The following is a 23,122-nucleotide window of genomic DNA, read 5'->3' as shown; positions in this document are numbered from 1 at the left end:
GAGGAACGCCGATGCAGCTGGTCACCGAGGACAACATCACCGAGCTCGCCGCGCAGCGCTGGGCGAGCGCGCACGACCCGCGGACGGCGGAGGTGCTGGCGGCGCTCGTGCGTCACCTGCACGCCTTCGCCCGCGAAGTGCGGCTGAGCGAGCCCGAGTGGATGGCCGCGATGCGGTGGCTGACCGAAACCGGGCGGATCAGCGACGAGAAGCGGGAGGAGTTCATCCTCGCCTCCGACGTGCTCGGACTGAGCATGCTGGTGGTACAGATGAACCACGCCTTCGACGCGAAGGCGACCCCGGCCACCGTGCTCGGTCCGTTCCACATCGACGGCTCGCCCGAGAAGGACTTCGGCGGCGACATGTCCGACGGTCTGCCCGGCACGCCGCTCTACATCACCGGCGCGGTCCTCGACCTCGACGGCACGCCCGTCACCGGCGCGGTGCTCGACGTGTGGCAGGCCGACGAAGACGGCGCGTACGAGTCGCAGATCCCGGACATCGACGAAGCCCGCCTGCGCGCCAAGTACACCAGCCGCGCCGACGGGACCTACTGCGTGCGGACCATCGCGCCGAAGGGCTATTCGATCCCGATGGACGGCCCGGTCGGCGCGCTGATCCGCGGCACCGACATCAGTCACTTCCGGCCCGCGCACGTGCACTTCCTGATCAACGCCGCCGGGTACGAGCCGCTGATCACCCACCTGTTCCAGGAGGGCGCGCAGTACCTGGACAGCGACGTCGTGTTCGGCACCAAGCAGGAACTGGTGGTCGCCTTCGAGGAACGCGCTCCCGGGCCGACGCCGGACGGCGGCGAATCGGAACAGCCGTGGCTCGAGGCGCGCTACGACTTCGTCCTGCAGCCGGTGTGAGGGCCGGTGCGCGCGGCGGAGATCCGGGCGGCCGGGCAGCCGCCGGTGGTGACCGACCGGGCCGGGCCCTCCCCCGGGCCCGGTGAGGTCGCCGTCCGCGTGACGGCGGCGCCGATCACCCCGCTCGACCTGCTGTGCGCGTCCGGCACGTCCTACTTCGGCGTGCCGGCCACCCCGTACGTGCCGGGCGTGCAGGGCGTGGGCGAGCTGGCGGGGACGCCGGTCTGGTTCGCCACGGCGGCGGGCATGCGGCCCGGGGACGGCAGCATGGCCGAGTACGCCGTGGCCGCGTCCGGCGACGTCGTCGTCCTGCCGGAGGGAGCCGATCCCGCGCTAGTCGCGGCGCTCGGGCTGTCGGCGGTCGCGGCGTGGCGGTGCCTGACGGCCACGGGCGGACTCGCCGCGGGCGAGACCGTGCTGGTGCTCGGCGCGGGCGGGGTGGTCGGGCAGTCGGCCGTCCAGCTGGCGCGGGTGGCCGGGGCCGGCCGGGTGGTGGCGTGCGCTCGGTCGGAGGCCGCGCTGGCGCGGGCCCGGCAGCTCGGCGCGGACGCCGCGGTCCGGCTCGAGGGCGGCGAAGACGCCGAAACCCTCGCGCAGCGGCTCGGGGTGGTGGCCGGCCCGGTCGACCTGGTGGTCGATCCGGTGTGCGGCCTCCCGGCCGCGGCGGCGCTGCACACCCTGCGTCCGGGCGGGCGGCTGGTCAACCTCGGCAGCGCGGCCGGCGAGGTGTGCCCGGTCCCCTCGGCGCTGCTGCGCAGCCGGTCCCTGCGGATCCTCGGCTACACGAACAACGAGCTCACCGCCGGCGAGCGCCGCGAAGCGCTGCTGACGGTGGTGGCGCAGACGCTGACGGGGGCGCTCACGGCCGGGTACGAGCGCGTCCCGCTGCACGACGCGGCCCGGGCGTGGAACCGCCCGGGCCGCGTGGTGCTGGTGCCCTGACGCGGGCATCCGGCGGTGACCACGGTGGTCACCGGCCCCCAGGGCCGGGTTTCGGCACATCGCCGATGTAGGGACCGCTTCCCACCCCGCCGACCGGCGACGGGTCGTTCGTCGCGGACGCCGCGGGGGCGAGCACGGCGAGCGCGGCCGCGGTGAGCAAAGCGGCAGCTACAGCACGTTTCATCGATGAGCTCCTTCGCGTTCCCCCGCATTCTGCGGGATCCGGCTTCCAAACCGCTTCCGTTCCCGGAAAAACCGATGGTCCGTTCGGTCCTATTTCGGCGGATGCCGTGGCCGGTGCGGACGGCCTTCTCGTTCAATGACCCGGTACGGAGTCCGAGGGGCCGAGGGGGCCGGGGTGGACGAGCCGAAGTTCGACGTCGTCGACACGCGACGGCGGTTCCTGTCCTGGTTCGTGCCGCCGGCCGGGGTCTTCGTGCTCGGGTTCGTCGCGCTGCTGTTCGCCGGGCACGTCACCGGGCCGCTGAAGCACATCACCGTGGTCCGCGCGATGATCGCGTCCAAACGGGACTTCTTCGAGGACGAGCAGGTCAAGCGGCTGCTGATGAGCCACGGCTACCAGGTCCAGGTGACCCCGGCCGGCTCGTTCGAGCTGGCCGAGACCGCCGACCTGGACGGCTACCAGTTCGTGTTCCCCTCCGGGCAGGCCGCGGCCGACCGCGTCTACGAGCGCCGCCAGGGCAAGCACGCGGTCGGGTACAAGCCGTTCTTCACGCCGCTCGTGCTGGCCACCTTCCGCGACTACGCCGAGGCGCTGGTCGCGGCCGAAGTGGCCGAACGGCGGTCCGCCGGGGACCGGCCGCTGTACTACAGCGTCGAGATGGACAAGCTGATGGCGCTCGTGGCCGGCCAGGGCCGCTGGCGGGACTACGGCCCCGGTCTCAGCGCGAACCGGCTGCTCGTCCAGTCGCCCGACCCGTGCCGGAGCTACTCGGGCGCTGCCTACGTCGGCCTGGTCGCTTTCGCACGCTACGCGCAGCCGGCGGCGACGGAAGCCGAAGCCGTCGAGCAGGCCCGCGGCATCAAGCCGATGCTGGACGCCGAAGGCCAGCACAGCGACGACATGGCGCCGAAGTACTTCGTGCCGGAAGGCCGCAGCTTCGCGACGGTCGCGGTCATCTACGAACACCAGTACCTCGCCTACCAGAACCGGCGGCTCGACAACGGTTCGGCCCTCGACGCCGACCGGGTGCTGATGTACCCAGCGCTCAGCACCAGACCGCGCCCGACTTCATCTCGTTCAGCCCCGAGGGCGACGCGATCGGCGCGCTGCTGATGTCCGATCCCGCACTGCGCCGGCGGGCCGTCGAACTCGGATTCCACGTGTACTCGGCCGACACCGCGCAGTTCGACTTCGCCGGCTACCTGAAGGAGCGCGGCATCCCGGAACCCGCGGCCGCGATCGGGGACACCGAGACCTGGCTGCCCCGCGACGCCGAGTTCCGGCGGATGGTCGCCGAGATCGGGGGCTGCCGGTGGTGAGGGCCGCCCTGGTGCTGCTGCTCCTGCTCACCGCGTGCAGCCCCGGCGAACCGGCCGACACGAAGCTCACCGTGCTGGCCACCAGCGAGCTCGCCGATCTGGGCCCGGTGCTGGCGGACCTGCGTCGCGACACCGGCGTCGAACTGGTCCTGGACTACCGCGGCACGGTGGCGGCGACCGCCGAGCTGAACCGCGGATTCGACCTGGCCTGGCTCTCGACCGGCCGGTTCCTGCGGCTGCGCGGGACCGAGCCGAAGCTGGCGACGTCGATCATGCTCTCGCCGCTGGTGCTCGGCGTGAAGCCGGGCGAGGCGGCGAAGCTGGGTGCACAGCCGACGTGGGCGGACATCGCCGATCGCGCGGCCGGCGGCGAGCTGCGGTTCGGCATGGCGGACCCGCACGTCTCCGGCAGCGGGCTGGCCGCCCTGATCGGCGTGGCCACCGCGGCGGCCGGGACGGGCGCTGCGCTGCGGCCGGAGGACGTCCGGTGCGACCGGATCCAGGGCTTCCTCGCGGGCCGGGCGTTCGACGCCGCCGACGTCGCCGAGGAGTACGTGCGCCGCCAGCACGAGGCGGGCGGCATCGTCGCGCCGGAGTCGGCGATCCTGGCGCTCAACGCCTCGGGCCGCTTGCGCGAGCCCCTCCAAGTCGTCTACCCGCGGGACGGGATCGTGCTCGCGGACTACCCGCTGATGCTGCTGAACCCGGACAAGCGCGCGGCCTACGACCGGGTCGTGCAGTGGCTGCGCGGCCCGTCGGCGCAGCGGGCGATCATGGACCGGACGTTCCGGCGTCCGGCCGATCCGGCGGTGCCGCGCACCGGGCCGCTGGCGGCGCCGATCGGGAACCCGCTGTACTTCCCGGACCACCAGGAGGTGCTCGACCGGCTGCTGCAGGCCTACGACCGCGCGCGCACCGGCCGTCAGGTGATCTACGTGCTGGACTACTCGCTGTCCATGGCCGGGCCGCGGGTGGCGGCGCTGCGCCGGGCGTTCGCCGCGCTGACCGGGTTCGACCGCTTCTACGCCGGTGAGACCGTGACGATCATCCGGTTCGCCGGCGAGGTCCTGGAGGAGCGCACGGTCACCGTGTCCCGCCGGGAAGACGCCGACGCGCTGCAGGCGGTCGTGGGGTCGGCCGACCTGCGGCCGTACACGGCGATCTGGGGCGCGCTCGAGCACGCCTACCGGATCGCGAAGCCGGGGGCGTCGATCGTGCTGATGACCGACGGCGAGAACAACGCCGGCCCGGGCCTGGACGGGTTCCTGGCCGGCCGGCACGACGCCGGGCCGGCGTTCGCGATCCGGTTCGGCGAGGCGAACCCGGCCGACCTGGCCCGGGCCACCGCCGCGACCGGCGGGCGGGTCGTCGACGGCGCCGCGGAATCGTTGACGGAGGCGGTGAGGGAGCTTCGTGGCTGTCGATAGGGCCATGCTGTGGTCGGTGCTCGGCTGGTGGGGTGTGCTCTGGGTGGTGACCGCGCTGGCCGCGGTGCTGGCGCTCGTAGTGCTGGTGCTCGGGGTGCTGAGGCGCAGCCGCCCGGTGATCCTGCCCGGCCTGCCGTTCTACCTGGACGAGCCGCGGGTGATCGAGCTGTGCCAGCAGGGCGGCTACGGCGACATCGCCAAGCGGACGATCCGCGAGTTCGTCAACCGCAGCACCGACGGCTCGTTCGGGTTCACCAGCCAGTGGTTCAAGCTCGGCCGCGGCGCCAACCGCGGGCACGAGACGGAGACGAGTTACGACGTGCACGTCACCGCGAACACGCTGCTGGGCCTGGCGTTGCAGTCCCTGGAGGCGCAGCACGGCGTCGTGCACGCGAACCTGCCGGCCCGGTCGGTGCAGGGCGACCGGGCTTGGCGCCGGACGGGCTCACCGCGGCTGTCGGAGATCCACGACGGCTACGTGGTCGTGCAGGGCAAGTTCACCGTGGCCGAGGAGTCCGGCGACGAGGTCGTGCTGCACGCGCGGATCGGCCGGCACGACGCGTGGGTCCGGGTGGCCTGCCACGACGGCCACCTGCGCCGCAAGGAGGTGCCGCGGGGCGAGTTCAACGCGCGCTGCCTCGGCAAGAGCCAGGCGTGGCGGCCGGACAGCGGCGAGCTGGTCATCCTGCCGATCGCCGTCCTCCAGTAGCTCATCCCGGAGGGGTGAGGTTTGTGCAGAGGGCGGTGGGGAACTTCGGTTCGGCGGCCAGGATTTCCCCGCAGCCGCCACCTTTCGCCCCGGCGACGCTCGTCCAGCCGGTGCCCGCCCAGCGGTAGGCGACCCGGGTCGCGGGCTCGCCGCTGTGCCGTTGCAGGTCGTGGATCAGCCAGTTCTGGTCGCAGGCCCGGGTGGTGCCGGGGTACTCGGCTTCGGCGCTGAACTCCAGCTGCGCGATCCACGCCGGGTTGCAGTGATCGGCGGGCGGGTGGCAGCCGAGACGTTCGTCGCACTTCTTCCAGGCGCCGGACACCAGTCCCCAGGTCTGGTTGACGTTGACGATGAACGGCCGGTCCCCGATCGGTGCCGCCGTCTTGACCGGGAAATCGGCCGGTGCCTGTCCGCAGCTCGTACCCTCCGGCGGCCGGAACAGGATCTCGGCGTCGATGCGGTTGCCGTCCTCGGTGACCCGGGCGTGCGGTGCTCCCGCGCAGGTGGGCAGGTCGACGTGCAGGACGGCGCTGCGGTCGTCGGGGCCCGGCCGGACGTCGGTGACCCACGCGAGCTGCTCCGCCGGCGGCGCGGGTACAGGCGGCGCCGAAGTGGCCGCTGTTGACGCGGGCGCCGGCGTGGCGGTGCTCCGGTACGGGATGTCCAGCGCCAGTAGCAGCCAGAACGCGAGCAGGCCGGTGGCGAGCACCCCGGCCGTCCACAGTGCGGGCTTGACGAATCGCGACATCGAAGCTCCCCCCTCAATGTTCCGGGGGGAGCCTAGCCGACGCCGGGCGCCCGGCTCAGCCGCCGTAGCCCTCGGTGGCGAGCATCTTGCCGATCTGGTCGTAGACCGCCTGGTCGTCCGGGGCCACCGTGGCGAGGCCGTCGACGTAGCGGTTGAACATGCAGAACGCCGCCGCGATCAGGACGGTGTCGTGCAGCTCGACGTCGGTCGCGCCTTCGGCGCGGGCCGCCTCGATCAGCTCGGGCGTCACCGCGCGCCCGGTTTCGCGGGTGGCGAGGGCGATCCGCAGCAGGGCCTTGAGCTTGTCCCCCACCGGGGCGTCGTCGATCCCCGCGCAGGCCGCGTCGACCACCGCGCGGCCGCCGTCGAGGGTTTCGGCCGCGGCGGCGGCGTGGCTGCCGTGGCAGAAGCGGCATTCGTTGCCGTGGGAGACCACCGCCGCGATCAGTTCGCGCTCGCCGACGGTCAGGCTGCTCGGGCCGCGCAGGAGAGTCTGCGCCAGGTGGTTGAGCGGGACGGCGGTCTCGGGCCGGAACGCGAACAGCGACCGGATGCCGGGCGACTGCGGGTCGAGCGGGATGTGCGGCATCGGTTCCTCCAGGCGGGCGCGAAAGATCGTCCCGCGCAGTCTGGCGGCCGGCGGCGGCCCGGCCAACCTCCGTGTTGCGCAACCGGACCGCCGCCGAAAGCCTCAACTCACCGCGAAGTCGTCGGCGTAGACGGCACTTTGGCCGTACCAGCCGTGGACGTACACGGTCACCGCACCCGACGCGCCGGTCGTGAACGGCACCGACAGCTTCGTCCAGCCGCTGCCGGAGGTCCACGCGCTCGCGGTGGCGCCACCGCGGACGCCGACGTAGGCGTAGCTGCCCTGCACCCACGCCGTGAGCGTGTAGGCGTGGTTCGGGGCGAGCGTCACGTTCTGTGCGGCTTCGCCGGTGGCCGACGCCGTGGGCGTCACCTGCAGCGCGTGGGTGCCCGAGTGCGCCGGGGTGGCGACGAGCGCGTCGCCGGGGGCGGTCCACGGGCTCAGGGCGCCGGTCTCGAAACCGCCGTTGACCACGCCGCCCGCCGGCGGGGTGCCCTTGACGGTGAGGGTGAAGGTGGTGCTGTGGCTGCCGGAGGCGGCGGTGCCGGTCACGGTGAGCGGGTAGACGCCGGGGACGGCGGCCGCGGTGGTGCCCACCGAGAGCGTCGCGCTGCCGCCCGCGGTCACCGTGCCGGGACTGACAGCCGCGGTGACGCCGGCGGGTGCGCCGGTGACCGACAGCGTGACCTGCTGGGCGGAGCCGGACGTCACCGCGGTGTTCACCGTCGCCGAGGCCGAACCGCCCGGGTCCACCGCGGCCGACGCCGGGGTGGCGGCGAGGGAGAAGTCGTTGCCGGGCACGGACGTGCCGCCGGTGAAGGGCTCGAAGGCGTGGCTGAAGAACCAGGTGTCCTGGGCGATGCCGGAGCAGTTGTCGGCCGCGGCGCCGCCGGGGCAGCTGCCGTTGTCGCGTTGCAGCGCCCAGAACGACAGCGTGTTGATGCCCTTGGCCACGGCCCAGTTGTAGACGGTGGCCGCGTCAGCGGTGGTGAAGGTTTCGGCCGGGCCGAAGTCGTCGACGCCGATCATCTCGGTGACCCCGGCCATCGCCCACAGCTGGGCCTGGGTCTTGCCCGGGTAGAGCGAGCCGAGCTGGGAGACCAGGCCGGCCGCGGCGGTCTGGGTGTCGGTGGCCATCTGGTGGGCGGCGTTGTCGTAGTAGTCGAAGGTCATCAGGTTGACGACGTCGACGCGGGTGCCGTTGGCGACGGCGTTGCGCAGGACGGCGAGGCCGCTGTCGGCGAGGCCGCGGGTCGTCGTGGGCAGGGTGTAGGAGATCTGCAGCGAGCGCCCGGAGGCCGCGGCCCAGTCCTGGACCTTCTTGAGCGCCTTGTTGCGGCGGTCGATCCCGGCCGAGTTGGTCAGCGAGTTGTCCTCGATGTCCATGTCGAGCCGGGGGACGTCGTAGGTGGTGAGCACCGACTCGTAGGCGGCGGCGATCGAGTCCACGTTGGTGCAGCTGTCGGCTATTTCGGTGCCGGTGTTGTCGGCGGTGTAGCCGCCGAAGGACGGGATGACGTCGCCGCCGCGGGAGCGGATGGTGGCGATGTCGGCCCCGAAGACGCCGGTGGAGATCGGCATTCCGGTGTCGCCGTTCCAGTACACCGTGCAGGAGCCCTTGGTGGCGGCCTGCAGGAACGCCATCGTGAGGTGCTTGGCGCCGGACTGCTGGGCCAGCGCGGCGGGGCTCTCGCCGGTCCAGGCTTCGAAGTAGGGCGCGAAGACGTGCGTGGGCAGCGGCGTGGCGGCCTGGGCGGTGCCGGCGGCGGCGACCAGGGAACCGGCCGAGAACGCCGCCAGGGCAAGGGAAACGGACAATCGGGAGAAAGGTCTGCGTCGACGCATCTGCGCTCCTGAGCCGGCGGGAGCCGTGCGGCGGCGTGGCACGGCGGGAACGCTTTCAGGATTGGACCAGACCAATCGGTGCGTCAAGGTCCAGACCACTAAACCGGCCGGATGGCGGCGGCGATTGCGCGGGAAGGCAGCCCGGCGCGAGCCCACCGAGTGGGCAACGATCGTGACAAAAACGTTCCAACTCTCCGAGGTGGCCGGTAGCGTCCTGGTCCATGCGGGTGATGTGGGGGAAGAATGGACGACGCAGAGTGACCAAGCCGTGGCGAGCCGCCCCGAAGGCCGCCCTCTCCAGCCCGCTGACGCTGATCGTGGCGGCCGTGACCTCGCTGCTGGCGTGCTTCCTCGGCACGGCCGCGGTGCTGCAGGCGTCCGCGGCCGGCGGGGCCACCGTCGCGTACCAGACGGGCATCACCTGCCCGGACAGCTACGGCCCGATGTTCGGCAAGGGCAACATGCCGGTGCAGGACATCCCGGCGGTGACCGGCGCGATCCAGCGCCACGCCGCCGCGCACGGGTTCGGCGCGCCCGTCGTCGGCGAGTTCACCACCGTGCTGCGGGGCACCGAGTTCAACGGCGACCCGCACTACAAGGTCCGCTTCGGCTACCGCGACCAGGTCGGCCTGGACAACCTGACGCTGCAGCAGGGCACGCGGGCACCGGGGTTGTGGCTGGGCAACGTGGTGGCCGACGCCGAGCACATCGGCGTCGGCACGAAACCGAGCCTGCAGGGCGTGCCGCTGCCGCCGGTCACCGGCATCTACCGCGACCTGCTCGACCCGCCGCCGCGGTGGTGGTGCTCGCAGCAGTCCGGGGCCGTGATCGACCGGCTGGTCGACGACCCGATCGACTCGATCGTCTTCGCCACCGACCGCAAGACCTTCGACGACACCATCCGGGCCATCGGCCTGCCGACGATGCAGTACTTCCACGTTTCCTTCTACGAGCCGGCGCCGACGACGCTGAGCGCCGCCGAAGACCTCCTGCAGCGCTCGCAGGACCTGGTCGCCGACGTCCGCGCCGACCTGACCGCCCAGGGCCTCGGCTCGCTGATCGCCGCCGACGTCCCGACGTTCCAGCGCTCGGTGCAGATCGCCCGGCAGGCCCAGGAGAACGTGTTCGTCTCGATCCTGCCGCTGGCGCTGATCAGCGTCCTGGTCGGCTGCGCCGGCCTGGGCACGGTGGCCCTGCAGTGGTACCAGCGGCGGCACGCCCAGCTGCGGCTGCTCTCCGCGCGCGGCAGCGGCCCGGCGGCGCTCGGCGGGCTCGCCGTCGCCGAGCTGGGCCTGCCGATCCTGCTCGGCGGGGCGGCGGGCGCGGTCGCGGCCCGGCTGCTGCTCGGCGTGTACGGCCCGCCCGGCGCCCCGGATCCGGCCGCCGTGCTGACCGCCGCCGGCGTCGCGGCCGGGACCCTGGCGGTGTCGCTGGTGCTGCTGGCCCTGGTCGTCGCGGTGCGGGTGCACCGGGAGTTCGAGCTGGGCCGGGTGCGCCGCGGCGGCAAGCGGGTGCGGCTGCTGGCGTACTTCCCGTGGGAGCTGGCGACGGCGGGCATGGCCTGGCTGGGCTGGACGCGGCTGGCGCACTACGGCACGGCGTCCCGGCTGGGCAATCCCCTCCCCCAGGTCGACCCGCTGGCCCTGACCTACCCGGTGTTCGTGGTGCTGACGGTCGGGCTGCTGACCGCGCGGCTGGCGTGGCTGGCCCTGCACGCCTCGCACCGGGCCCGGTTCTGGTCGCGCCCGGCGCTGCAGCTGGCGATCCGGCGGCTGGCCGGCGCCCGCGCCCCGGTGACCGGGGTGCTGGTCATCGGAACGCTCGCCATCGGCACGCTGGCCACCGGGATCGGCATCGCCCGCGGCCAGGAGGAGGCCCTGGACACCAAGTCGGCGATCTTCGTCGGCAGCAACGCCCGCCTCGACACCGACAGCCCGCTCGGCATGGGCCAGGTCGCGATGCCCCCGTCGCTGGCCGGGGGCAGCACCGTGGTCGGCGAGCTGACCGGGACCGGCAGCGTGGTGCTGGTGGTCGACCCGGCGACGTTCGCCCGCGGTGCGGCGGTGGAACACATCCCTGGTGACGACCTGACCGGGCTCCTGCAGCAGATCTCGAAGCCGGACCCACGCGGCACGCCGGTGATCCGGGTCGGGCACACGGCCAAGCAGAACGCCAAGCTGCCCGACGACCTGCCCGACGCGGTCGTCGCCGGCGACCTGCCGGTGTTCCCGATGATCGGCACCTCCCCCGGCTACGTCGTCTCGCGCACGGTGCTCACCCACGCGCAGCTGGACGGCATTCCGAAGTGGAGCGTGCTGACGACCGCGCCGATGGCGGAGGCGACCGCGGCGCTGCGCGCCGCGGGGGTGTTCATCCCGAACCGGATCAGCCGCGAGTCCGCTTTGGACGGTCTGCCGTTCTTCGTGGTGGCGTGGACGTTCTCGTTCGTGGCGCTGCTGGGCGCGGTGCTCGGCGTGGTGGCGATCCTGGCGCTGCTGGTGGCGGTCGAAGTCCGGCGGCGGCAGAACGCCCTGGCCGGGGCGCTGGTGCTGCGGATGGGCATGCGCCCGCGGACACTGCTGGCCAGTCACCTGATGGAACTGGGGGCGCTGAGCGGGCTGGCGATCGTGGTCGGGGTCGTGTGCGGGGTTTCGGTGGCGGGGCTGTCGGTGCCCCGGTTCGACCCGGCGACGTTCCTCGCCCCGCGCTCGGAGCTGCCGGATCCGCTGCCGTTCGTGCTGACCGTCGTGGTGATCGGCGTGGCGGTGGTCGCGCTGGCCGGCTGGATCGCGGTGCGCTCGGTGCGCACCGCCCGGACCGCGGAGCTGATCCGTGCCTGAGAAGCCCATCTTTTCCCTGCGCGGCATCGGCGTCGACTACCCGACGCCGGCCGGGGTCGTCACCGGCGTCGACGACGTCAGCCTCGACGTACCCGCTCGCGGGATGACCGTGCTGGCCGGGCCGTCGGGGTCGGGGAAGTCGACGCTGCTGCGGGTGCTGGGGCTGTTCGAGCAGCCCGCGCGCGGCACGCTGACGTTCCAGGGCGCCGACGTCCGCAAGCTCAAGCACCGTGAGCGGCGGGCGCTGCGGCGCCACCACCTGGGCCTGGTGTTCCAGAACCCGAGCGACAACCTGCTGGGCTACCTGACGGTCGCGGAGAACCTGCACGCCGCGGCCGAGGCCGCCGGGACCGAGTGCAACGCCGAGGACATCCTCGGGCAGCTGGGCCTGCACGGCACCGGCGGCTGGAAGATCGCCGCGCTCTCGGGCGGGCAGCAGCAGCGGCTGGCGTTCGGGTGCGTTTTGGCCGCGCGCTCGACGGTGATCCTCGCCGACGAGCCGACGTCGCAACTGGACGAGGCATCGGCGGACCTGGTGCTCGACACCCTGCAGTACCTGGTGGACCAGGACTTCGCGGTCCTGGTCGCCTCGCACGACGAACGCCTGATCGACCTCGGCGCGCGGGTGGCCCGGCTGCACAAGGGCGTGCTCGAAGGCATCGAAGAACGGGAGCTGCCGGCATGACACTCGTGGAAGCGGTCGGGCTGCGCCGCAGTTTCGCCCACCCCAGCGGCGACATCGAGGTGCTGCGCGGGCTGGAACTGCGGGTGGGCGCGGGCGAGCTGGTGACGGTGTCGGGCCGGTCGGGCTCGGGCAAGAGCGCGCTGCTGGCCCTGCTGTGCGGCTTCGACTCCCCCGACTCCGGCTGCGTGCTTCTCGACGGCGTCCCGATCGACGGCGCGCCGCCGTGGCACACCTGCGCGGTGCTGCCACAGGCGCTCGGGCTGGCGAACGAGCTGACGATCGCGGAGAACGTGGCCTTGCCGCTGCGGCTGCGGTCGGACGTGCCGCGCCCGTCGCCGCCGGCGATCGCCGAGCGGGTGGGTGGCCTGCTGGACGAGCTGGGCATCGGCGACCTCGGCGACCGCTATCCCCTGGAGGTGTCGTTCGGCCAGCAGCAGCGGGTGGCGCTGGCCCGCGCGGTCGCCGGCCGCCCGCGGGTCCTGCTGACGGACGAACCGACCGCGCACCTGGACGCGGGCTCGACACCCCGGGTCCTGCGCCTCCTGCGCCAGTGCGCGGCGGAAGGCGCGGCGGTGATCGTGGCCACCCACGACGAGGAGGTCCACCGCATCGCCGACCGCCGCGTCCGCCTGCTCGACGGGGTGCTCACGGCCTTGCTGGACTGACCCGCGCCCCCGCGTCCGGCACGCCCGCGTAGTCCGGCAGCTCCACGCCGTTGAGCGCACGCTCGACCAGCGGCATGAGCGCTTCCATGTCGGGCTCGGCGTCCGCACCGGCCTCGCGGCTCTGCACGTGCAGCCGGCCGATCTCCTGGTTGGCCTCGACGAACGGGCGCATCCGCGTCTCGTAGGCGGCGAACCCCGCCTCCGGGTCCCACCCGGCGGCGGCCAGCTCGCCGGCCAGCAGGTAGGCGCCGACCAGCGCCAGTCCGGTGCCGCCACCCGACATCGGGGACGAACAGAACGCCGCGTCGCCGATCAGGCCCACGCGGCCCGACGACCAGCGGTCCAGCACCACCTGGGCGACCTGGTCGAGGTAGAAGTCCGGGGTGTCGTCCAGGTGCGCGAGGATCTCCTCCGTCCGCCAGCCCAGGCCGGCCATCCGCGCGCGCAGCAGTTCCTTCTGCGCGTCGATGTCGCGGTAGTCGACGTCGAAGCCGTCGGCGGGGAAGGACAGCATGGCCATCGCCCGGGTGGGGTCCTTGAGCGGCCGCAGCCCGGCCGAACGCCCCTCGTGCTGGTAGTCGATCATCCAGCGGTCGATCCCGAACTCGTTGGGCACGCTGTAGAAGGCCAGCACCATCCCGAGGTGGCGGACGAACCGCTCGCGCGGCCCGAAGACCATCCCGCGCAGCGCCGAGTGCAGCCCGTCGGCGCCGATCACCAGGTCGAAGCGCCGCAGGGCGCCGCTCGCGAAGGTGACGTCGGCGCCGTCCGCGTCCTGGGTGAGCTCGGCGATCCGGTCGCCGAAGAGGTATTCGACATGCTCGCGGGTGTCGTCGTAGAGCACCTGGGACAGGTCGCCGCGCAGGATCTCGATGTCCGCGATGTACCCGTCGCCGCCGTCGTCCTCGGCGCTGAAGGTCTCCAGCACGGTCCCGTCGGCGGCCACGGTGTGCGCGCCGGCGGTCTCGGTGCGGGCCGCGCGCACCGGCGCCTCCAGCCCCATCAGGCGGATGACGTCCTTGGCCACCCCGCGCGCGTCCACCGCCTGGCCGCCGGGACGCAGCCCGGGCGCCCGTTCCACGACGGTCACCTCGGCGCCCCGCCGCCGCAGCCAGTGGGCCAGCGCGGGCCCCGCGATGCTCGCCCCGGTCACCAGCACCCTGTTCCCGCTCACCGCGGTCCCCCCATCGCCGTCCGCATGCCGGTCCGGAGTGTAGCGGCGGTGGCCGCGCCAACCGATCAGGAATCGAGAAGCGCTGGTCAGCGGGCCGGTCATAGCGTCTACGACGTACCGCAGACCACGACTTCAGGAGCACCGAAGATGAGCACCCAGGGGATCAAGACCGTCCTGCACCCCGTCACCGACCTGGCCGCCGCCAAGGCCGTCTACACCGCCCTGCTGGGCGTCGAGCCGCAGGCCGACGCGCCCTACTACGTCGGCTACGACGTCGAAGGCCAGCACATCGGGCTGGTGCCGAACGGCGCGCAGCAGGGCATGACCGGGCCGGTGTCCTACTGGCACGTCGACGACATCGAGGCGAAGCTCGCCGAGGTCACCAAGGCGGGCGGGACGGTCAAGGACGCGCCGAAGGACGTCGGCAACGGCCGCCTGGTCGCGACCTTCACCGACGCCGACGGCAACGTCCTCGGCGTGCTGCAGGACCCCGCGCAGTCCTAGTCGAGCGCGGTGGCCCGGCTGACCTCCTCCCAGGCGGCCAGGTCCGCCGCGACGGCCTCGTGGTGGGCGCGGATGGCTTCGACGGCGTCCGCGCCCAGCGCGAGCCGCAGCGGGGCGTCGTCGCTGCCGACCGCACGCACGATCGCCGCGGCGGCCTTGGCCGGGTCACCGGGCTGGGTGCCGTCCATGTTCTCGACCGCATCGCGCGTTCCGCCGGTCGACACCGCGTAGGCGTCGATCGTGCGGGAGCGGTGCATGCGGCCGCCGCCGAACTCGGTGCGGAACGCGCCCGGCTCGACGATCAGCACCCGCACCCCGAACGGCGCCACCTCCGCGGCCAGGGCTTCGGAGATCCCTTCCAGCGCGAACTTCGTCCCGCAGTAGGCGCCGTAGCCGGGCAGGGAGAGCTGCCCGCCCATCGAGCTGATCTGCACGACCGTGCCGCTGCCCTGCGCGCGCAGGTGCGGCAGCACGGCCTTGGTGACCGCGACCGCGCCGAAGAACATCACGTCCATCAGCGCGCGCAGTTCGTCCATGGTGAGCTCCTCGACCGCGCCGACCGACCCACTGCCGGCGTTGTTGACCACCACGTCGATCTGGCCGAACGCCTCGAGCGCGGCCTTCACCGCCGTGTCGATCTGCCCGGCGTCGGTGACGTCGAGGGCGGCGGTCCGGAGCCGGTCGCCGCTGCGATCCTGCAGTTCGGTCAGGGTTTCCGGCCGGCGAGCGGTGGCCAGCACGCGGTCGCCCGCGGCGAGCGCGGCCAGCGCGATCTCCCGGCCGAAGCCGGCGGAGCAGCCGGTGATCAGCCAGACCCGGCCGTCGGTGTTCGTCATTTTCCGTGTCCTCCCAGTGCTTTCCTCCCTTCCATCCTGACGACGATCTTGGCCGGGGCGCCAACACCGATGTCCTGGCGCGGCTACAGTCTGAGCCTGTGACCCCCGAGTTGCGGCAGCTCCGCTACTTCGCCGCGGTGGCCGAGGCCGGCAGCTTCACCCGCGCCGCCGCCGGGCTGCACCTCGCCCAGCAGTCGCTGTCCCAGCAGATCACCGTGCTGGAGCGCGCGCTCGGCGTCCGGCTGTTCGACCGCGACGCGCGGGGGACGCGGCTCACCGCCGTCGGCCGGCTGTTCCTGCCCGAGGCCCGCGCGGTGCTGGCCCGCGCCGAAGAAGCCGTCGCCACGCTCGGGCGGGCGGTGCGCGGCGAGATCGGCGACGTCCGGCTCGTCTTCCTCGCCACGACGGCGAACTACCTGCTGCCGCCGGTGGTGCGGGCGGTCCGGGAGCAACTGCCCGGGCTGGCCGTGACGACGGCCGAGGCGTCGATCGCCGAGCTGGTCGAGGGCCTGCGCGAGGGCCGGTTCGACCTGGCGTTCACCCGGCCGCCGCTGGTGGCCGGCCTGGTGTCCCGGACGTTGCTGACCGAAGAGGTGTGCGCGGTGCTGCCGGCGGAGCACCCCCTGTCCGGGCGGGTGTCGCTGCAGCTGGCCGACCTCGCGGACGAGCCGTGGGTGCTCACCCCGCGCGGCAGCTGGGAGCCGTGGCACCGCGGCTACGACGACGACTTCGCCGCGGCCGGCTTCACCCCGCGGGTGGTGCAGCGGGCCGCGACCGTGCAGGGCCTGCTCGGCCTGGTGGCGGCCGGGGTCGGGGTGACCCGGCTGGCCCGCTCGTCGCACAGCCTGCGCCGCACCGGCGTGGCGTTCGTGCCCCTGGCGGGCGAGGTCGCCCGCACGGAACTGGTGTGGTTGCCGGGCAACGACAACCCGGCGGTCCGGGCGATCGCCGAGGTGGCGGCCGGCTTGGCGGCGGCGACGGACCTGACTCAGGCGGGCTGACCGCTTTCGGTGGGCAGCCCGGCGTCCACCCAGTCTTCGATGCCCGCGGCGTACTTGCGGACGTCGGTGTAGCCCAGCCGTTCCAGCTGCACGGCGACCTGGCCGCTGTTGGCGCAGGCGGGGTTCGAGCAGTAGGTGACGATCGCGGCGGCCTTGTCCGGCAGCACCTTCGGCGCCTTCGCGGCGACGTCGTCGGCGACGAGGTTGATCGCGCCGGGCAGGTGCCGGGTCGCGTAGTACGACTCTGGCAGGGCGTCGACGAGGACGAGGGTGCCGTCGGCGAGCCCGGCGCGGAGCGTGTCGCGGTCGATGGTCTCGGTCATGGCGGGCCTTTCAGAAGGTCTTGGCGGCGTCGCGGGCGGCTTCGTGGGCGATCCGCCCGAGTTCGGCGGCATCGCCGGTGAGGGTGGGGTGGAAGCGGATCTCGGCGACGTCGTCGATGCCGGTCCAGTCGAGCCAGCCGGTGAAGAAGGGCGCCTGGAAGTCCGCGCCGAACTCCGGGCCGAGCCCGGGCGCCCAAACGGCGCTGGTGTAGATGACCGCGGCGCGCTTGCCGCGGCCGGCCAGGAGGTGCCGGTAGCCGGAAGCCGGGTCCACGCCGAAGACCCAGCCGGGCTGGGAGACGACGTCGACGAATTGCTTGAGCACGTACGGCACGCCGGAGTTCCACATCGGCACGCTGAACAGGATCCGGTCGGCGGCGTCGAACCGGGCGAACGCCGCCTGCGCCGCGGCCCAGGCGTCGGCCTCCTCGCCCTGCGGGGTGCCGCCGCCGAAGACGGTCATCTTGGCGCGGGCGGCGGCGGGGCCGAAGGCGGGCAGCGAGCCGTCCCAGAGGTCCCATTCGTCGATGTCGGCGTCCGGGTGCTGGCTGCGGTAGCTGTCCAAGAAAGTGGCTGCCAGACGCAGCGACTCGGACGCTTCCCCCCGTGGGGACGCGGAAATGTGCAGCAGATCGGGCATGGCGATGCTCCTCGGAGGGAGGTCCGGCTTTCGCCGGACGGGAAATCGGACTAGAGTCCGCTTATGTCTTCGAACCGTAGCGGACCGAAGTCCGTTTCGTCAACGCCGGCCGAGCTGCCGGTGCTCGGCGCCCCCGTCCGCGAGCGGGCCGACGCCGCCCGCAACCGGATCCGCGTCCTGGAGGCCGCCGAGAAGCTCTTCGCCGAACGCGGCGTCGACGCGGTCACCATGGACGACATCGCGGGCGCGGCCGGCGTCGGCAAGGGCACGCTCTACCGCCGTTTCGGCGACAAGGGCGGCCTCGCCATGGCCCTGCTCGACGAGCGCGAAAGGGAACTCCAGGAGCGGATCATCACCGGCCCGCCCCCGCTGGGCCCGGGCGCGGAGCCCGCCGACCGCCTCGACGCGTTCATCGAGGCGTACCTGGAGCTCTTGGACCGCCAGCTGGACCTGGTGCTGCTGTCGGAGACCGCCACCACGGGCGCCCGCTTCCGCACCGGCGCGCACACGTTGTGGCGCCGGCACTGCCGGCACCTGTTCGAAGCGGGCGGCGCGGAGGACGCCGAGATCGCCGCGGACGTCCTGCTCGCGGCCCTGTCGGCCGAGCAGGTGCGGCACTGGCGGCAGGAGCGCGAGATGTCCTCGGTGGCGCTGGCGGAGTCGCTCGTCCGGCTGGCGCGAGCCTGGCTGCGATGACGCACAGCTCGACGACACCCCGCACGCTCGCTCGTCCGACTGGCCCGAACCTGGCTGCGGTGACGCACCGTGTCCGCCGCTCGGCCGGTCCGTAGAATCGACCGCGATGCGTCGTCTTCGGTGGTACTGGGGAGCCCTCGTCCTCGCGTGCGTGGCCTTGCTGGTCGGCTTCTTCGTCTTCTTCGGCTCCGAAAGCAAGCCCGGGCAGCCGCAGCCGCGGCAGGGACCGCCCGGCACCGGGCCGCTCACCGTCGTCGCGATGGGTGACAGCACCGTGTCCGGCGAAGGGGCCGGCCAGTACACCGCCGCCACCAACGGGCAAGGCGGCAACTGGTGCCACCGCTCCCCCAACGCCTTCGTCGAGAAGATCGCCGCCCCGGGCGTCACCGCGCGGGTCAACCTCGGCTGTTCCGGTGCGCCCGCCGAGCAGGTCGCGCTCGGGGACGTCAAGCAGTGGACCGAGGGTTCGCAGGCGCAGCAGCTCGCCGCGCTGGTGAAGGACCACCGGGTGGCGGCGGTGGTGATCGCGGTCGGCGCGAACGACGAGCCGAAGTTCTCCAACCAGGTCAACGACTGCTTCAAGGCGTGGTTCGACGCCGGCGGCCCGCCGTGCAGCACCGCGCTGAAGCAGACCTGGAAGTCCAAAGTGGACGCGATGGTGCCGAAGGTCGCCAAGGCCGTCTCCGACGTCAAGACCGTCCTGGCGCAGGCCGGGTACGTGCCCGCGGACTACCAGCTGATCCTGCAGTCCTACGCGGCCCCGATCGGCCCGGACCTCCCGGAGGACCTGCGCAGCCTCAACGGCTGTCCATTCCGCACCGAAGACCTGCGCTGGATCGCCCAGACCGGCATCGGCGTCCTGTCCGCCGGTCTGAAAGCGGCCGCCCAGCAGTCCGGGGCGCGGTTCCTGGACCTGGCGAAGGCGGGCGTCAAGCACGAGGCCTGCAGCGGTGGCGCGAACCCGGCGACCGAGTGGTTCACCCGGCTGACGCTCCAGCTGGCCGACCTCGGCCAGGCCGAGCGGGCCGGGCACGCGCTGCAGGAATCGTTCCACCCCAACGCGACCGGCCACGCGGCGATCGCCAACTGCCTGACCGAGTTCATCGCGGCCAAGGACGGCAACGCCTCCTGCCTGGCCGGCGCGGACGGCAAGCTGCACGCGGTCCCGGAGGTCGTGGCCCGCTGACCGCTCAGGGCACTGTGCGCACGGACGTCGTGTCCACGTCGGCGCGGGTGCCGTCCGACCCGATCGGCTGCAGCGGCGGCAGCGGGACGCCGTGGGTGTCGACCAGCACCGAGTGGGCCTCGCCGGGGGCGAAAGCGTGCCGTTCGCCCCACTGCCGCAGGGCGACGACGACCGTGAACAGGTCGCGCCCGGCCGGGGTCAGCTCGTAGACCTGCCGCCGGCCGGACGGCGCGGTCCGCCGGTCGAGGACGCCGCGGTCGACCAGGCGGCGGAGCCGGTCGGTGAGGATGTTGCGGGCGATCCCGGTGCGCTGCCGGAAGTCGGTGAACGACCGGGCGCCGTCCATCGCGTCGCGGACGACGAGCAGGCTCCAGCGGTCGCCGACGAGGTCGAGCGCGCGCGCCACCGGGCAGCTCGGGTCGGTCCAGTCCTCGGTCACCACACCTCCGGAAGAGTTGCTGTTCGCAACCATTCTGCCGTACGGTCGGATCAGTTGCAATCTGCTACCGATCGGAGGGTTCATGGGCCGGAACACGCTGCTGGCGGCGGTGTGCGCGGTGGCGGTCGCGAGCATCTACGCCGCGCAGCCGGCGCTCGCCGGGATCGGCGCGGACCTGGACGTCCCCGCCGCGGACCTCGGCTGGATCGTCGCGGCCGGCCAGCTCGGCTACCTGGCGGGACTGGCCCTGCTCGTCCCCCTCGGAGACCTGCGGGACCGGCGCCGGCTCATCGCGGGACACCTCGTCCTGACGGCGGCGGGCGCGGTCGTCGCCGCCTCCGCGACCCGGCTCTGGGTGCTGCTGGCGGGGCTGGCCGTCGCCGGGTTGTTCGCCGTCGTCGTGCAGACGACCGTCGCCTACGCCGCGGCGAGCGCCACGCCCGCCGAACGCGGCCGCACCCTCGGCGTGGTGACCTCCGGGGTCGTCCTCGGCATCCTCGGCGCCCGCGTCGCGGCCGGGGCACTGGCCACGGCGTGGGGCTGGCGCAGCGTGTACGCCGTGCTCGCCGCACTCCTGATCACGCTGGCGGGGGTGGTGCTGAAGACCCTCCCACCCGACCCGCGCCCCGCACGGTCGTCCTACCGGGACGTGCTGACGTCGCTGGGCGGGCTGTTCCGCGAGCGGCTGTTCGTCTCGCGCGGGCTGGTCGCGTTCTTCCTGTTCGCCTCGTTCGGCACGCTGTGGAGCGGCCTGGCGCTGCCCCTGTCCGCCGCACCGTGGCGGCTGGACGCGGCGCAGATCGGCCTGTTCGGGCTCGCCGGATTGGTGGGCGCGTTGGGCGCCGCCCGGGCGGGCCGCTGGGCCGACGCGGGGTTCGCGCGCACGGTCACGCTCGGCGCCCTCGCCCTGCTCGCCGTCTCGTGGGCGGCGATCGGACAGGCGTCGTGGTCACTCCCGCTCGTCGTCGCCGGCGTGGTCGTGCTCGACTTCGCCGTACAGGCCGTGCACGTGAGCAACCAGCACCTGCTGACCACCGCGCACCCGGACGCGACCAGCACCGCCATCGGCGGCTACATGCTCTTCTACTCGCTCGGCTCGGCCCTGGGCGCGACCGCCACGACGGCCGCGTTCGCCGTCGCCGGCTGGGCGGGCTCCAGCGTCCTCGGCGCGGGATTCGCCTTGTGCGCCTTGGCGGCCGGCCTCACAGGTCGAGCGCGGCCCGCAGCGCGATGTCGATCCGTTCCTGGACGTCCTGGTCGATCTCGGCGATCCGCTCGTCGAACCACGGGCGGTAGAGCCGGGTGAGGTTGAGCGTCGACACCCAGTACCGGGCGTCGATCGCGACGCCGAGGATGTCCATCGGGTCGCGGTCGAGGAGTTCGGTGCCGAGCAGCCACGGGCGCTCGGACTCGTTCACCCCGTCCGAGGACAGCAGCACCACCGTGCGCTGCCGGGCCGGATCGGTCGGGGGGTGGTACGTCCAGACTTCACCCCTGCGCACGCAGATCCTTCTCCGCCGCGCTCAGCTCGGCCTCGTCCGATTCCGCGGCGGCCGGTTCCGGCTTCTGCGGGGTGTAACCCGTGCGCACCGCCTCGCGCCTGGCCGCCTTCGACAGCCAGGACGAGACCGAGATCCCGTGGGCTTTCGCGGCTCGTTCGGCGAATTCCAGCGCGCCGCTGTCCAGCGAAAGAGTGACCTTACGTGTTGCCATACCTTTTACCGTACCAGCGCCCCGGCCACCGGACGGGGCGCCGGGGTCAGAACGTCGGCGAACGTCCCTCGAACGGCGTAGAGAGCACCACCGTCGTGCGGGTCGACACCTTCGCCGCTTCCCGGATCCGCCGCAGCAGGTCCTCCAGGGCCAGCGGCGACTGGACGCGCACCAGCAGGATGTAGGACTCGTCGCCGGCCACCGAGTAGCACGACTCGATCTCCTTGATGTGCTGGATCCGCTGCGGGTAGTCGTCCGGCGCGGCCGGGTCGTTCGGCGTCAGCGAGATCAGCGCCGTCAGCGGGAGGCCGATCTGCTCGCCGTCGAGCCGCGCGGTGTAGCCGAGGATGACCCCGCGCTGCTCGAGGCGGCGCACCCGCTGGTGCACCGCCGACACCGACAGCCCGACCCGCTCGGCGAGGTCGGTGAAGCTGCGCCGCCCGTCCGCCGCGAGCTCCTGGACGATCGACTGGTCCAGCGGCTCCAGGCCGCCGGTGGTCATGCGTCCAGCACGACGAGCTCGTGCGGCTGGTTGTTGACGGCCTCGACGCCGTCTTCGGTGACGATGACGATGTCCTCGATCCGGGCGCCCCACCGGCCCGGCTGGTAGATGCCCGGCTCGACGCTGAAGGCCATGCCCGGCTCCAGCGGCAGCGCGTTCCCGGCGATGATGTAGGGCTCCTCGTGCACGTCCAGGCCGATGCCGTGCCCGGTGCGGTGGATGAAGTACTCCCCGAACCCGGCCTCGGCGATGACGTCCCGCGCGGCGGCGTCGACGGCCTCGGCGGTGACGCCCGGCTTCACGGCGGCCACCGCGGCGGCCTGCGCGCGCTGCAGGACCGCGTAGGTCTCGGCCACGTCGGCGTCGCGCGGAGTGCCCACGGCGTAGGTGCGGGTGGAGTCGGAGTTGTAGCCGGCCGGCAGCGGGCCGCCGATGTCGACGACCACGACGTCACCCTTCTCGATGACGCGCTCGGAGACGTCGTGGTGCGGGCTGGCCCCGTTCGGGCCGGAGCCGACGATCACGAAGTCGGCCTGGACGTGGCCCTCCTCGACGATGGCCGCGGCGATGTCGGCCCCGACCTCGGCTTCGGTGCGACCGGGCCGCAGCCACTCGTGGACGCGGGCGTGCACCCGGTCGATCGCCGCACCGGCTTCGCGCAGCGACGCGATCTCGGCGGCGTCCTTGCGCATCCGCAGCTCCCGGACGACGGGCCCGGCCAGGGTCTGCTCGGCGGTGTCGAGGGCGGCCCGCAGCGCGAGCACGTGCAGGGCCGGGGTGAAGTCGCTGACGGCGACCCGGCCGGGCTTGCCGAGCCGGTCGGCGACGAGCTTGTAGGGGTCGTCACCGTCGACCCAGGTGAGCAGCTCGACACCGAGCTCGTCGGTGGGGACGTCGGCGTACCCGGGCGCCTCCAGCTTCGGCACGACGAGCGCGGGCGTGCCGTCGGCGGGGACGACGAGGGTGGTGAGCCGCTCGAACGAGCCCCCGGCCTGCCCGAGCAGGTACCGCAGATCCGAGCCGGGCGCGATCAGCAGGGCATCGGTCCCCGCGGCAGCCGCGGCAGCGCGGGCACGGTCCAGCCGCGCCCGGAGAGCGGCGGCATCGGGAGCGGGCGTGTGAAGGGATCGGCGCGACATGAAGGCGAGCCTAGTGGGGCGCCGGGCGAACCGGACGCGCCCGGGGCCACGACATGCCGGGCCGGGTGACCCGCAGCTCACCACTCCCCCGCCGCGAGCCGCCCCGGCCCCCGTTGGTAGTTCCTGAGCGAGGAGCGGTGGTCG

Annotated in this window: 27 protein-coding genes; 14 read left to right on the top strand and 13 right to left on the bottom strand. The window is 73.2% G+C overall.

Going from position 1 to position 23,122, the window contains the following annotated elements; translation table 11 throughout:
- The first annotated feature begins 11 nt into the window (after positions 1-11).
- Positions 12-872, top strand: coding sequence for a dioxygenase family protein (locus tag ACWEF6_RS23370; RefSeq protein ID WP_449684892.1), 861 nt, complete (start codon positions 12-14; stop codon positions 870-872).
- A 6-nt stretch (positions 873-878) separates the two neighbouring features.
- Positions 879-1,814, top strand: coding sequence for a quinone oxidoreductase family protein (locus ACWEF6_RS23365; protein ID WP_449684891.1), 936 nt, complete (start codon positions 879-881; stop codon positions 1,812-1,814).
- A gap of 28 nt (positions 1,815-1,842) precedes the next feature.
- On the opposite strand, the gene ACWEF6_RS23360 is transcribed toward ACWEF6_RS23365, so the two are convergent.
- A complete protein-coding gene (locus tag ACWEF6_RS23360) occupies positions 1,843-1,998 on the bottom strand; it encodes a hypothetical protein (RefSeq protein WP_158104622.1) in 156 nt (51 codons plus the stop codon).
- A 174-nt stretch (positions 1,999-2,172) separates the two neighbouring features.
- On the opposite strand from ACWEF6_RS23360, the gene ACWEF6_RS23355 reads away from it, so the two are divergent.
- The 4 genes from ACWEF6_RS23355 to ACWEF6_RS23340 are packed head-to-tail and all read left to right on the top strand — an operon-like array spanning position 2,173 to position 5,453.
- On the top strand, positions 2,173-3,111 hold the full coding sequence (locus tag ACWEF6_RS23355) for a hypothetical protein (protein ID WP_449684890.1): 939 nt from the start codon (positions 2,173-2,175) through the stop codon (positions 3,109-3,111).
- Positions 3,111-3,317 carry a hypothetical protein gene (locus ACWEF6_RS23350; protein ID WP_449684889.1) on the top strand — a complete coding sequence of 69 codons (207 nt, stop codon included), beginning with the start codon at positions 3,111-3,113 and terminating at the stop codon, positions 3,315-3,317. The genes ACWEF6_RS23355 and ACWEF6_RS23350 overlap by 1 nt, the downstream gene beginning before the upstream one ends.
- A complete protein-coding gene (locus ACWEF6_RS23345; protein ID WP_449684888.1) occupies positions 3,314-4,744 on the top strand; it encodes a substrate-binding domain-containing protein in 1,431 nt (476 codons plus the stop codon). Before ACWEF6_RS23350 ends, ACWEF6_RS23345 begins: the two co-directional genes overlap by 4 nt.
- Positions 4,731-5,453 (top strand): hypothetical protein, encoded by a 723-nt coding sequence (locus tag ACWEF6_RS23340; protein WP_449684887.1) that lies wholly within the window; start codon positions 4,731-4,733, stop codon positions 5,451-5,453. Before ACWEF6_RS23345 ends, ACWEF6_RS23340 begins: the two co-directional genes overlap by 14 nt.
- A gap of 1 nt (position 5,454) precedes the next feature.
- Here ACWEF6_RS23340 and ACWEF6_RS23335 read toward each other — a convergent pair whose 3' ends face one another.
- From ACWEF6_RS23335 to ACWEF6_RS23325, 3 genes are all read right to left on the bottom strand, one after another.
- Entirely contained in the window at positions 5,455-6,201 is a 747-nt protein-coding gene (locus ACWEF6_RS23335; RefSeq protein WP_449684886.1) for a hypothetical protein, read from the bottom strand.
- A 55-nt stretch (positions 6,202-6,256) separates the two neighbouring features.
- Positions 6,257-6,790, bottom strand: a complete 534-nt coding sequence (locus tag ACWEF6_RS23330; RefSeq protein WP_449684885.1) for a carboxymuconolactone decarboxylase family protein — start codon at positions 6,788-6,790, stop codon at positions 6,257-6,259.
- 102 nt (positions 6,791-6,892) lie between these two features.
- A complete protein-coding gene (locus ACWEF6_RS23325; RefSeq protein ID WP_449684884.1) occupies positions 6,893-8,608 on the bottom strand; it encodes a glycosyl hydrolase family 18 protein in 1,716 nt (571 codons plus the stop codon).
- A gap of 284 nt (positions 8,609-8,892) precedes the next feature.
- Here ACWEF6_RS23325 and ACWEF6_RS23320 point away from each other — a divergent pair, with 284 nt between their 5' ends.
- The 3 genes from ACWEF6_RS23320 to ACWEF6_RS23310 are packed head-to-tail and all read left to right on the top strand — an operon-like array spanning position 8,893 to position 12,825.
- On the top strand, positions 8,893-11,475 hold the full coding sequence (locus ACWEF6_RS23320; protein ID WP_449684883.1) for an FtsX-like permease family protein: 2,583 nt from the start codon (positions 8,893-8,895) through the stop codon (positions 11,473-11,475).
- Entirely contained in the window at positions 11,468-12,160 is a 693-nt protein-coding gene (locus ACWEF6_RS23315) for an ABC transporter ATP-binding protein (protein ID WP_310972912.1), read from the top strand. Before ACWEF6_RS23320 ends, ACWEF6_RS23315 begins: the two co-directional genes overlap by 8 nt.
- Positions 12,157-12,825 (top strand): ABC transporter ATP-binding protein, encoded by a 669-nt coding sequence (locus ACWEF6_RS23310; protein ID WP_449684882.1) that lies wholly within the window; start codon positions 12,157-12,159, stop codon positions 12,823-12,825. The genes ACWEF6_RS23315 and ACWEF6_RS23310 overlap by 4 nt, the downstream gene beginning before the upstream one ends.
- On the opposite strand, the gene ACWEF6_RS23305 is transcribed toward ACWEF6_RS23310, so the two are convergent.
- Complete coding sequence (locus tag ACWEF6_RS23305; protein WP_449684881.1) at positions 12,806-13,999, bottom strand: FAD-dependent monooxygenase; 1,194 nt, start codon at positions 13,997-13,999, stop codon at positions 12,806-12,808. The two genes, ACWEF6_RS23310 and ACWEF6_RS23305, sit on opposite strands and share 20 nt — an antisense overlap.
- A gap of 147 nt (positions 14,000-14,146) precedes the next feature.
- Here ACWEF6_RS23305 and ACWEF6_RS23300 point away from each other — a divergent pair, with 147 nt between their 5' ends.
- Complete coding sequence (locus ACWEF6_RS23300; protein ID WP_449684880.1) at positions 14,147-14,503, top strand: VOC family protein; 357 nt, start codon at positions 14,147-14,149, stop codon at positions 14,501-14,503.
- Here ACWEF6_RS23300 and ACWEF6_RS23295 read toward each other — a convergent pair.
- The gene (locus ACWEF6_RS23295; RefSeq protein WP_449684879.1) at positions 14,500-15,339 is read right to left on the bottom strand and encodes an oxidoreductase; all 840 of its coding nucleotides are present in this window, start codon (positions 15,337-15,339) and stop codon (positions 14,500-14,502) included. The genes ACWEF6_RS23300 and ACWEF6_RS23295 overlap by 4 nt on opposite strands.
- Before the next feature lie 98 nt (positions 15,340-15,437).
- On the opposite strand from ACWEF6_RS23295, the gene ACWEF6_RS23290 reads away from it, so the two are divergent.
- On the top strand, positions 15,438-16,340 hold the full coding sequence (locus ACWEF6_RS23290) for a LysR family transcriptional regulator (protein WP_449684878.1): 903 nt from the start codon (positions 15,438-15,440) through the stop codon (positions 16,338-16,340).
- On the opposite strand, the gene ACWEF6_RS23285 is transcribed toward ACWEF6_RS23290, so the two are convergent.
- Both ACWEF6_RS23285 and ACWEF6_RS23280 read right to left on the bottom strand, forming a co-directional pair.
- The gene (locus ACWEF6_RS23285) at positions 16,328-16,663 is read right to left on the bottom strand and encodes a rhodanese-like domain-containing protein (protein ID WP_449684877.1); all 336 of its coding nucleotides are present in this window, start codon (positions 16,661-16,663) and stop codon (positions 16,328-16,330) included. The genes ACWEF6_RS23290 and ACWEF6_RS23285 overlap by 13 nt on opposite strands.
- A gap of 10 nt (positions 16,664-16,673) precedes the next feature.
- The gene (locus ACWEF6_RS23280; RefSeq protein WP_449684876.1) at positions 16,674-17,303 is read right to left on the bottom strand and encodes an FMN-dependent NADH-azoreductase; all 630 of its coding nucleotides are present in this window, start codon (positions 17,301-17,303) and stop codon (positions 16,674-16,676) included.
- Between the two features lie 63 nt (positions 17,304-17,366).
- On the opposite strand from ACWEF6_RS23280, the gene ACWEF6_RS23275 reads away from it, so the two are divergent.
- Complete coding sequence (locus ACWEF6_RS23275) at positions 17,367-17,999, top strand: TetR/AcrR family transcriptional regulator (RefSeq protein WP_449684875.1); 633 nt, start codon at positions 17,367-17,369, stop codon at positions 17,997-17,999.
- A 106-nt stretch (positions 18,000-18,105) separates the two neighbouring features.
- On the top strand, positions 18,106-19,185 hold the full coding sequence (locus ACWEF6_RS23270; protein WP_449684874.1) for a GDSL-type esterase/lipase family protein: 1,080 nt from the start codon (positions 18,106-18,108) through the stop codon (positions 19,183-19,185).
- Between the two features lie 4 nt (positions 19,186-19,189).
- Here ACWEF6_RS23270 and ACWEF6_RS23265 read toward each other — a convergent pair whose 3' ends face one another.
- Positions 19,190-19,657 (bottom strand): winged helix-turn-helix transcriptional regulator, encoded by a 468-nt coding sequence (locus ACWEF6_RS23265; protein WP_449684873.1) that lies wholly within the window; start codon positions 19,655-19,657, stop codon positions 19,190-19,192.
- 49 nt (positions 19,658-19,706) lie between these two features.
- On the opposite strand from ACWEF6_RS23265, the gene ACWEF6_RS23260 reads away from it, so the two are divergent.
- Positions 19,707-20,930: an MFS transporter gene (locus ACWEF6_RS23260; protein ID WP_449684872.1), complete on the top strand. Its 1,224-nt coding sequence runs from the start codon at positions 19,707-19,709 to the stop codon at positions 20,928-20,930.
- Here the strand turns inward: ACWEF6_RS23260 and ACWEF6_RS23255 are convergent.
- From ACWEF6_RS23255 to ACWEF6_RS23240, 4 genes are read right to left on the bottom strand one after another with little or no spacing between them, the layout of a single operon-like run.
- Positions 20,827-21,126, bottom strand: a complete 300-nt coding sequence (locus ACWEF6_RS23255) for a hypothetical protein (protein ID WP_310972923.1) — start codon at positions 21,124-21,126, stop codon at positions 20,827-20,829. The genes ACWEF6_RS23260 and ACWEF6_RS23255 overlap by 104 nt on opposite strands.
- Positions 21,113-21,337: a hypothetical protein gene (locus tag ACWEF6_RS23250; protein ID WP_191306170.1), complete on the bottom strand. Its 225-nt coding sequence runs from the start codon at positions 21,335-21,337 to the stop codon at positions 21,113-21,115. The genes ACWEF6_RS23255 and ACWEF6_RS23250 overlap by 14 nt, the downstream gene beginning before the upstream one ends.
- A 46-nt stretch (positions 21,338-21,383) precedes the next feature.
- Positions 21,384-21,839: an Lrp/AsnC family transcriptional regulator gene (locus ACWEF6_RS23245; RefSeq protein WP_043786019.1), complete on the bottom strand. Its 456-nt coding sequence runs from the start codon at positions 21,837-21,839 to the stop codon at positions 21,384-21,386.
- Entirely contained in the window at positions 21,836-22,978 is a 1,143-nt protein-coding gene (locus ACWEF6_RS23240) for a M24 family metallopeptidase (protein ID WP_310972924.1), read from the bottom strand. The genes ACWEF6_RS23245 and ACWEF6_RS23240 overlap by 4 nt, the downstream gene beginning before the upstream one ends.
- Positions 22,979-23,122: the final 144 nt, after the last annotated feature.

It is taken from the genome of Amycolatopsis sp. NPDC004772 (assembly GCF_053601215.1).
Note: the sequence above shows the minus strand (reverse complement) of the source record. Positions and strands in the feature narration are given on the sequence as shown.

Bases quoted from the DNA above. Each gene is read 5' to 3' on its own strand.
- ACWEF6_RS23285 (WP_449684877.1), bottom strand. From the start codon at position 16,663: ATGACCGAGACCATCGACCGCGACACGCTCCGCGCCGGGCTCGCCGAC.
- ACWEF6_RS23265 (WP_449684873.1), bottom strand. From the start codon at position 19,657: ATGGTTGCGAACAGCAACTCTTCCGGAGGTGTGGTGACCGAGGACTGG.
- ACWEF6_RS23335 (WP_449684886.1), bottom strand. From the start codon at position 6,201: ATGTCGCGATTCGTCAAGCCCGCACTGTGGACGGCCGGGGTGCTCGCC.
- ACWEF6_RS23370 (WP_449684892.1), top strand. From the start codon at position 12: ATGCAGCTGGTCACCGAGGACAACATCACCGAGCTCGCCGCGCAGCGC.
- ACWEF6_RS23360 (WP_158104622.1), bottom strand. From the start codon at position 1,998: ATGAAACGTGCTGTAGCTGCCGCTTTGCTCACCGCGGCCGCGCTCGCC.
- ACWEF6_RS23310 (WP_449684882.1), top strand. From the start codon at position 12,157: ATGACACTCGTGGAAGCGGTCGGGCTGCGCCGCAGTTTCGCCCACCCC.
- ACWEF6_RS23275 (WP_449684875.1), top strand. From the start codon at position 17,367: ATGTCTTCGAACCGTAGCGGACCGAAGTCCGTTTCGTCAACGCCGGCC.
- ACWEF6_RS23250 (WP_191306170.1), bottom strand. From the start codon at position 21,337: ATGGCAACACGTAAGGTCACTCTTTCGCTGGACAGCGGCGCGCTGGAA.
- ACWEF6_RS23280 (WP_449684876.1), bottom strand. From the start codon at position 17,303: ATGCCCGATCTGCTGCACATTTCCGCGTCCCCACGGGGGGAAGCGTCC.
- ACWEF6_RS23300 (WP_449684880.1), top strand. From the start codon at position 14,147: ATGAGCACCCAGGGGATCAAGACCGTCCTGCACCCCGTCACCGACCTG.
- ACWEF6_RS23295 (WP_449684879.1), bottom strand. From the start codon at position 15,339: ATGACGAACACCGACGGCCGGGTCTGGCTGATCACCGGCTGCTCCGCC.
- ACWEF6_RS23350 (WP_449684889.1), top strand. From the start codon at position 3,111: ATGTCCGATCCCGCACTGCGCCGGCGGGCCGTCGAACTCGGATTCCAC.
- ACWEF6_RS23245 (WP_043786019.1), bottom strand. From the start codon at position 21,839: ATGACCACCGGCGGCCTGGAGCCGCTGGACCAGTCGATCGTCCAGGAG.
- ACWEF6_RS23260 (WP_449684872.1), top strand. From the start codon at position 19,707: ATGGGCCGGAACACGCTGCTGGCGGCGGTGTGCGCGGTGGCGGTCGCG.
- ACWEF6_RS23240 (WP_310972924.1), bottom strand. From the start codon at position 22,978: ATGTCGCGCCGATCCCTTCACACGCCCGCTCCCGATGCCGCCGCTCTC.
- ACWEF6_RS23330 (WP_449684885.1), bottom strand. From the start codon at position 6,790: ATGCCGCACATCCCGCTCGACCCGCAGTCGCCCGGCATCCGGTCGCTG.
- ACWEF6_RS23270 (WP_449684874.1), top strand. From the start codon at position 18,106: ATGCGTCGTCTTCGGTGGTACTGGGGAGCCCTCGTCCTCGCGTGCGTG.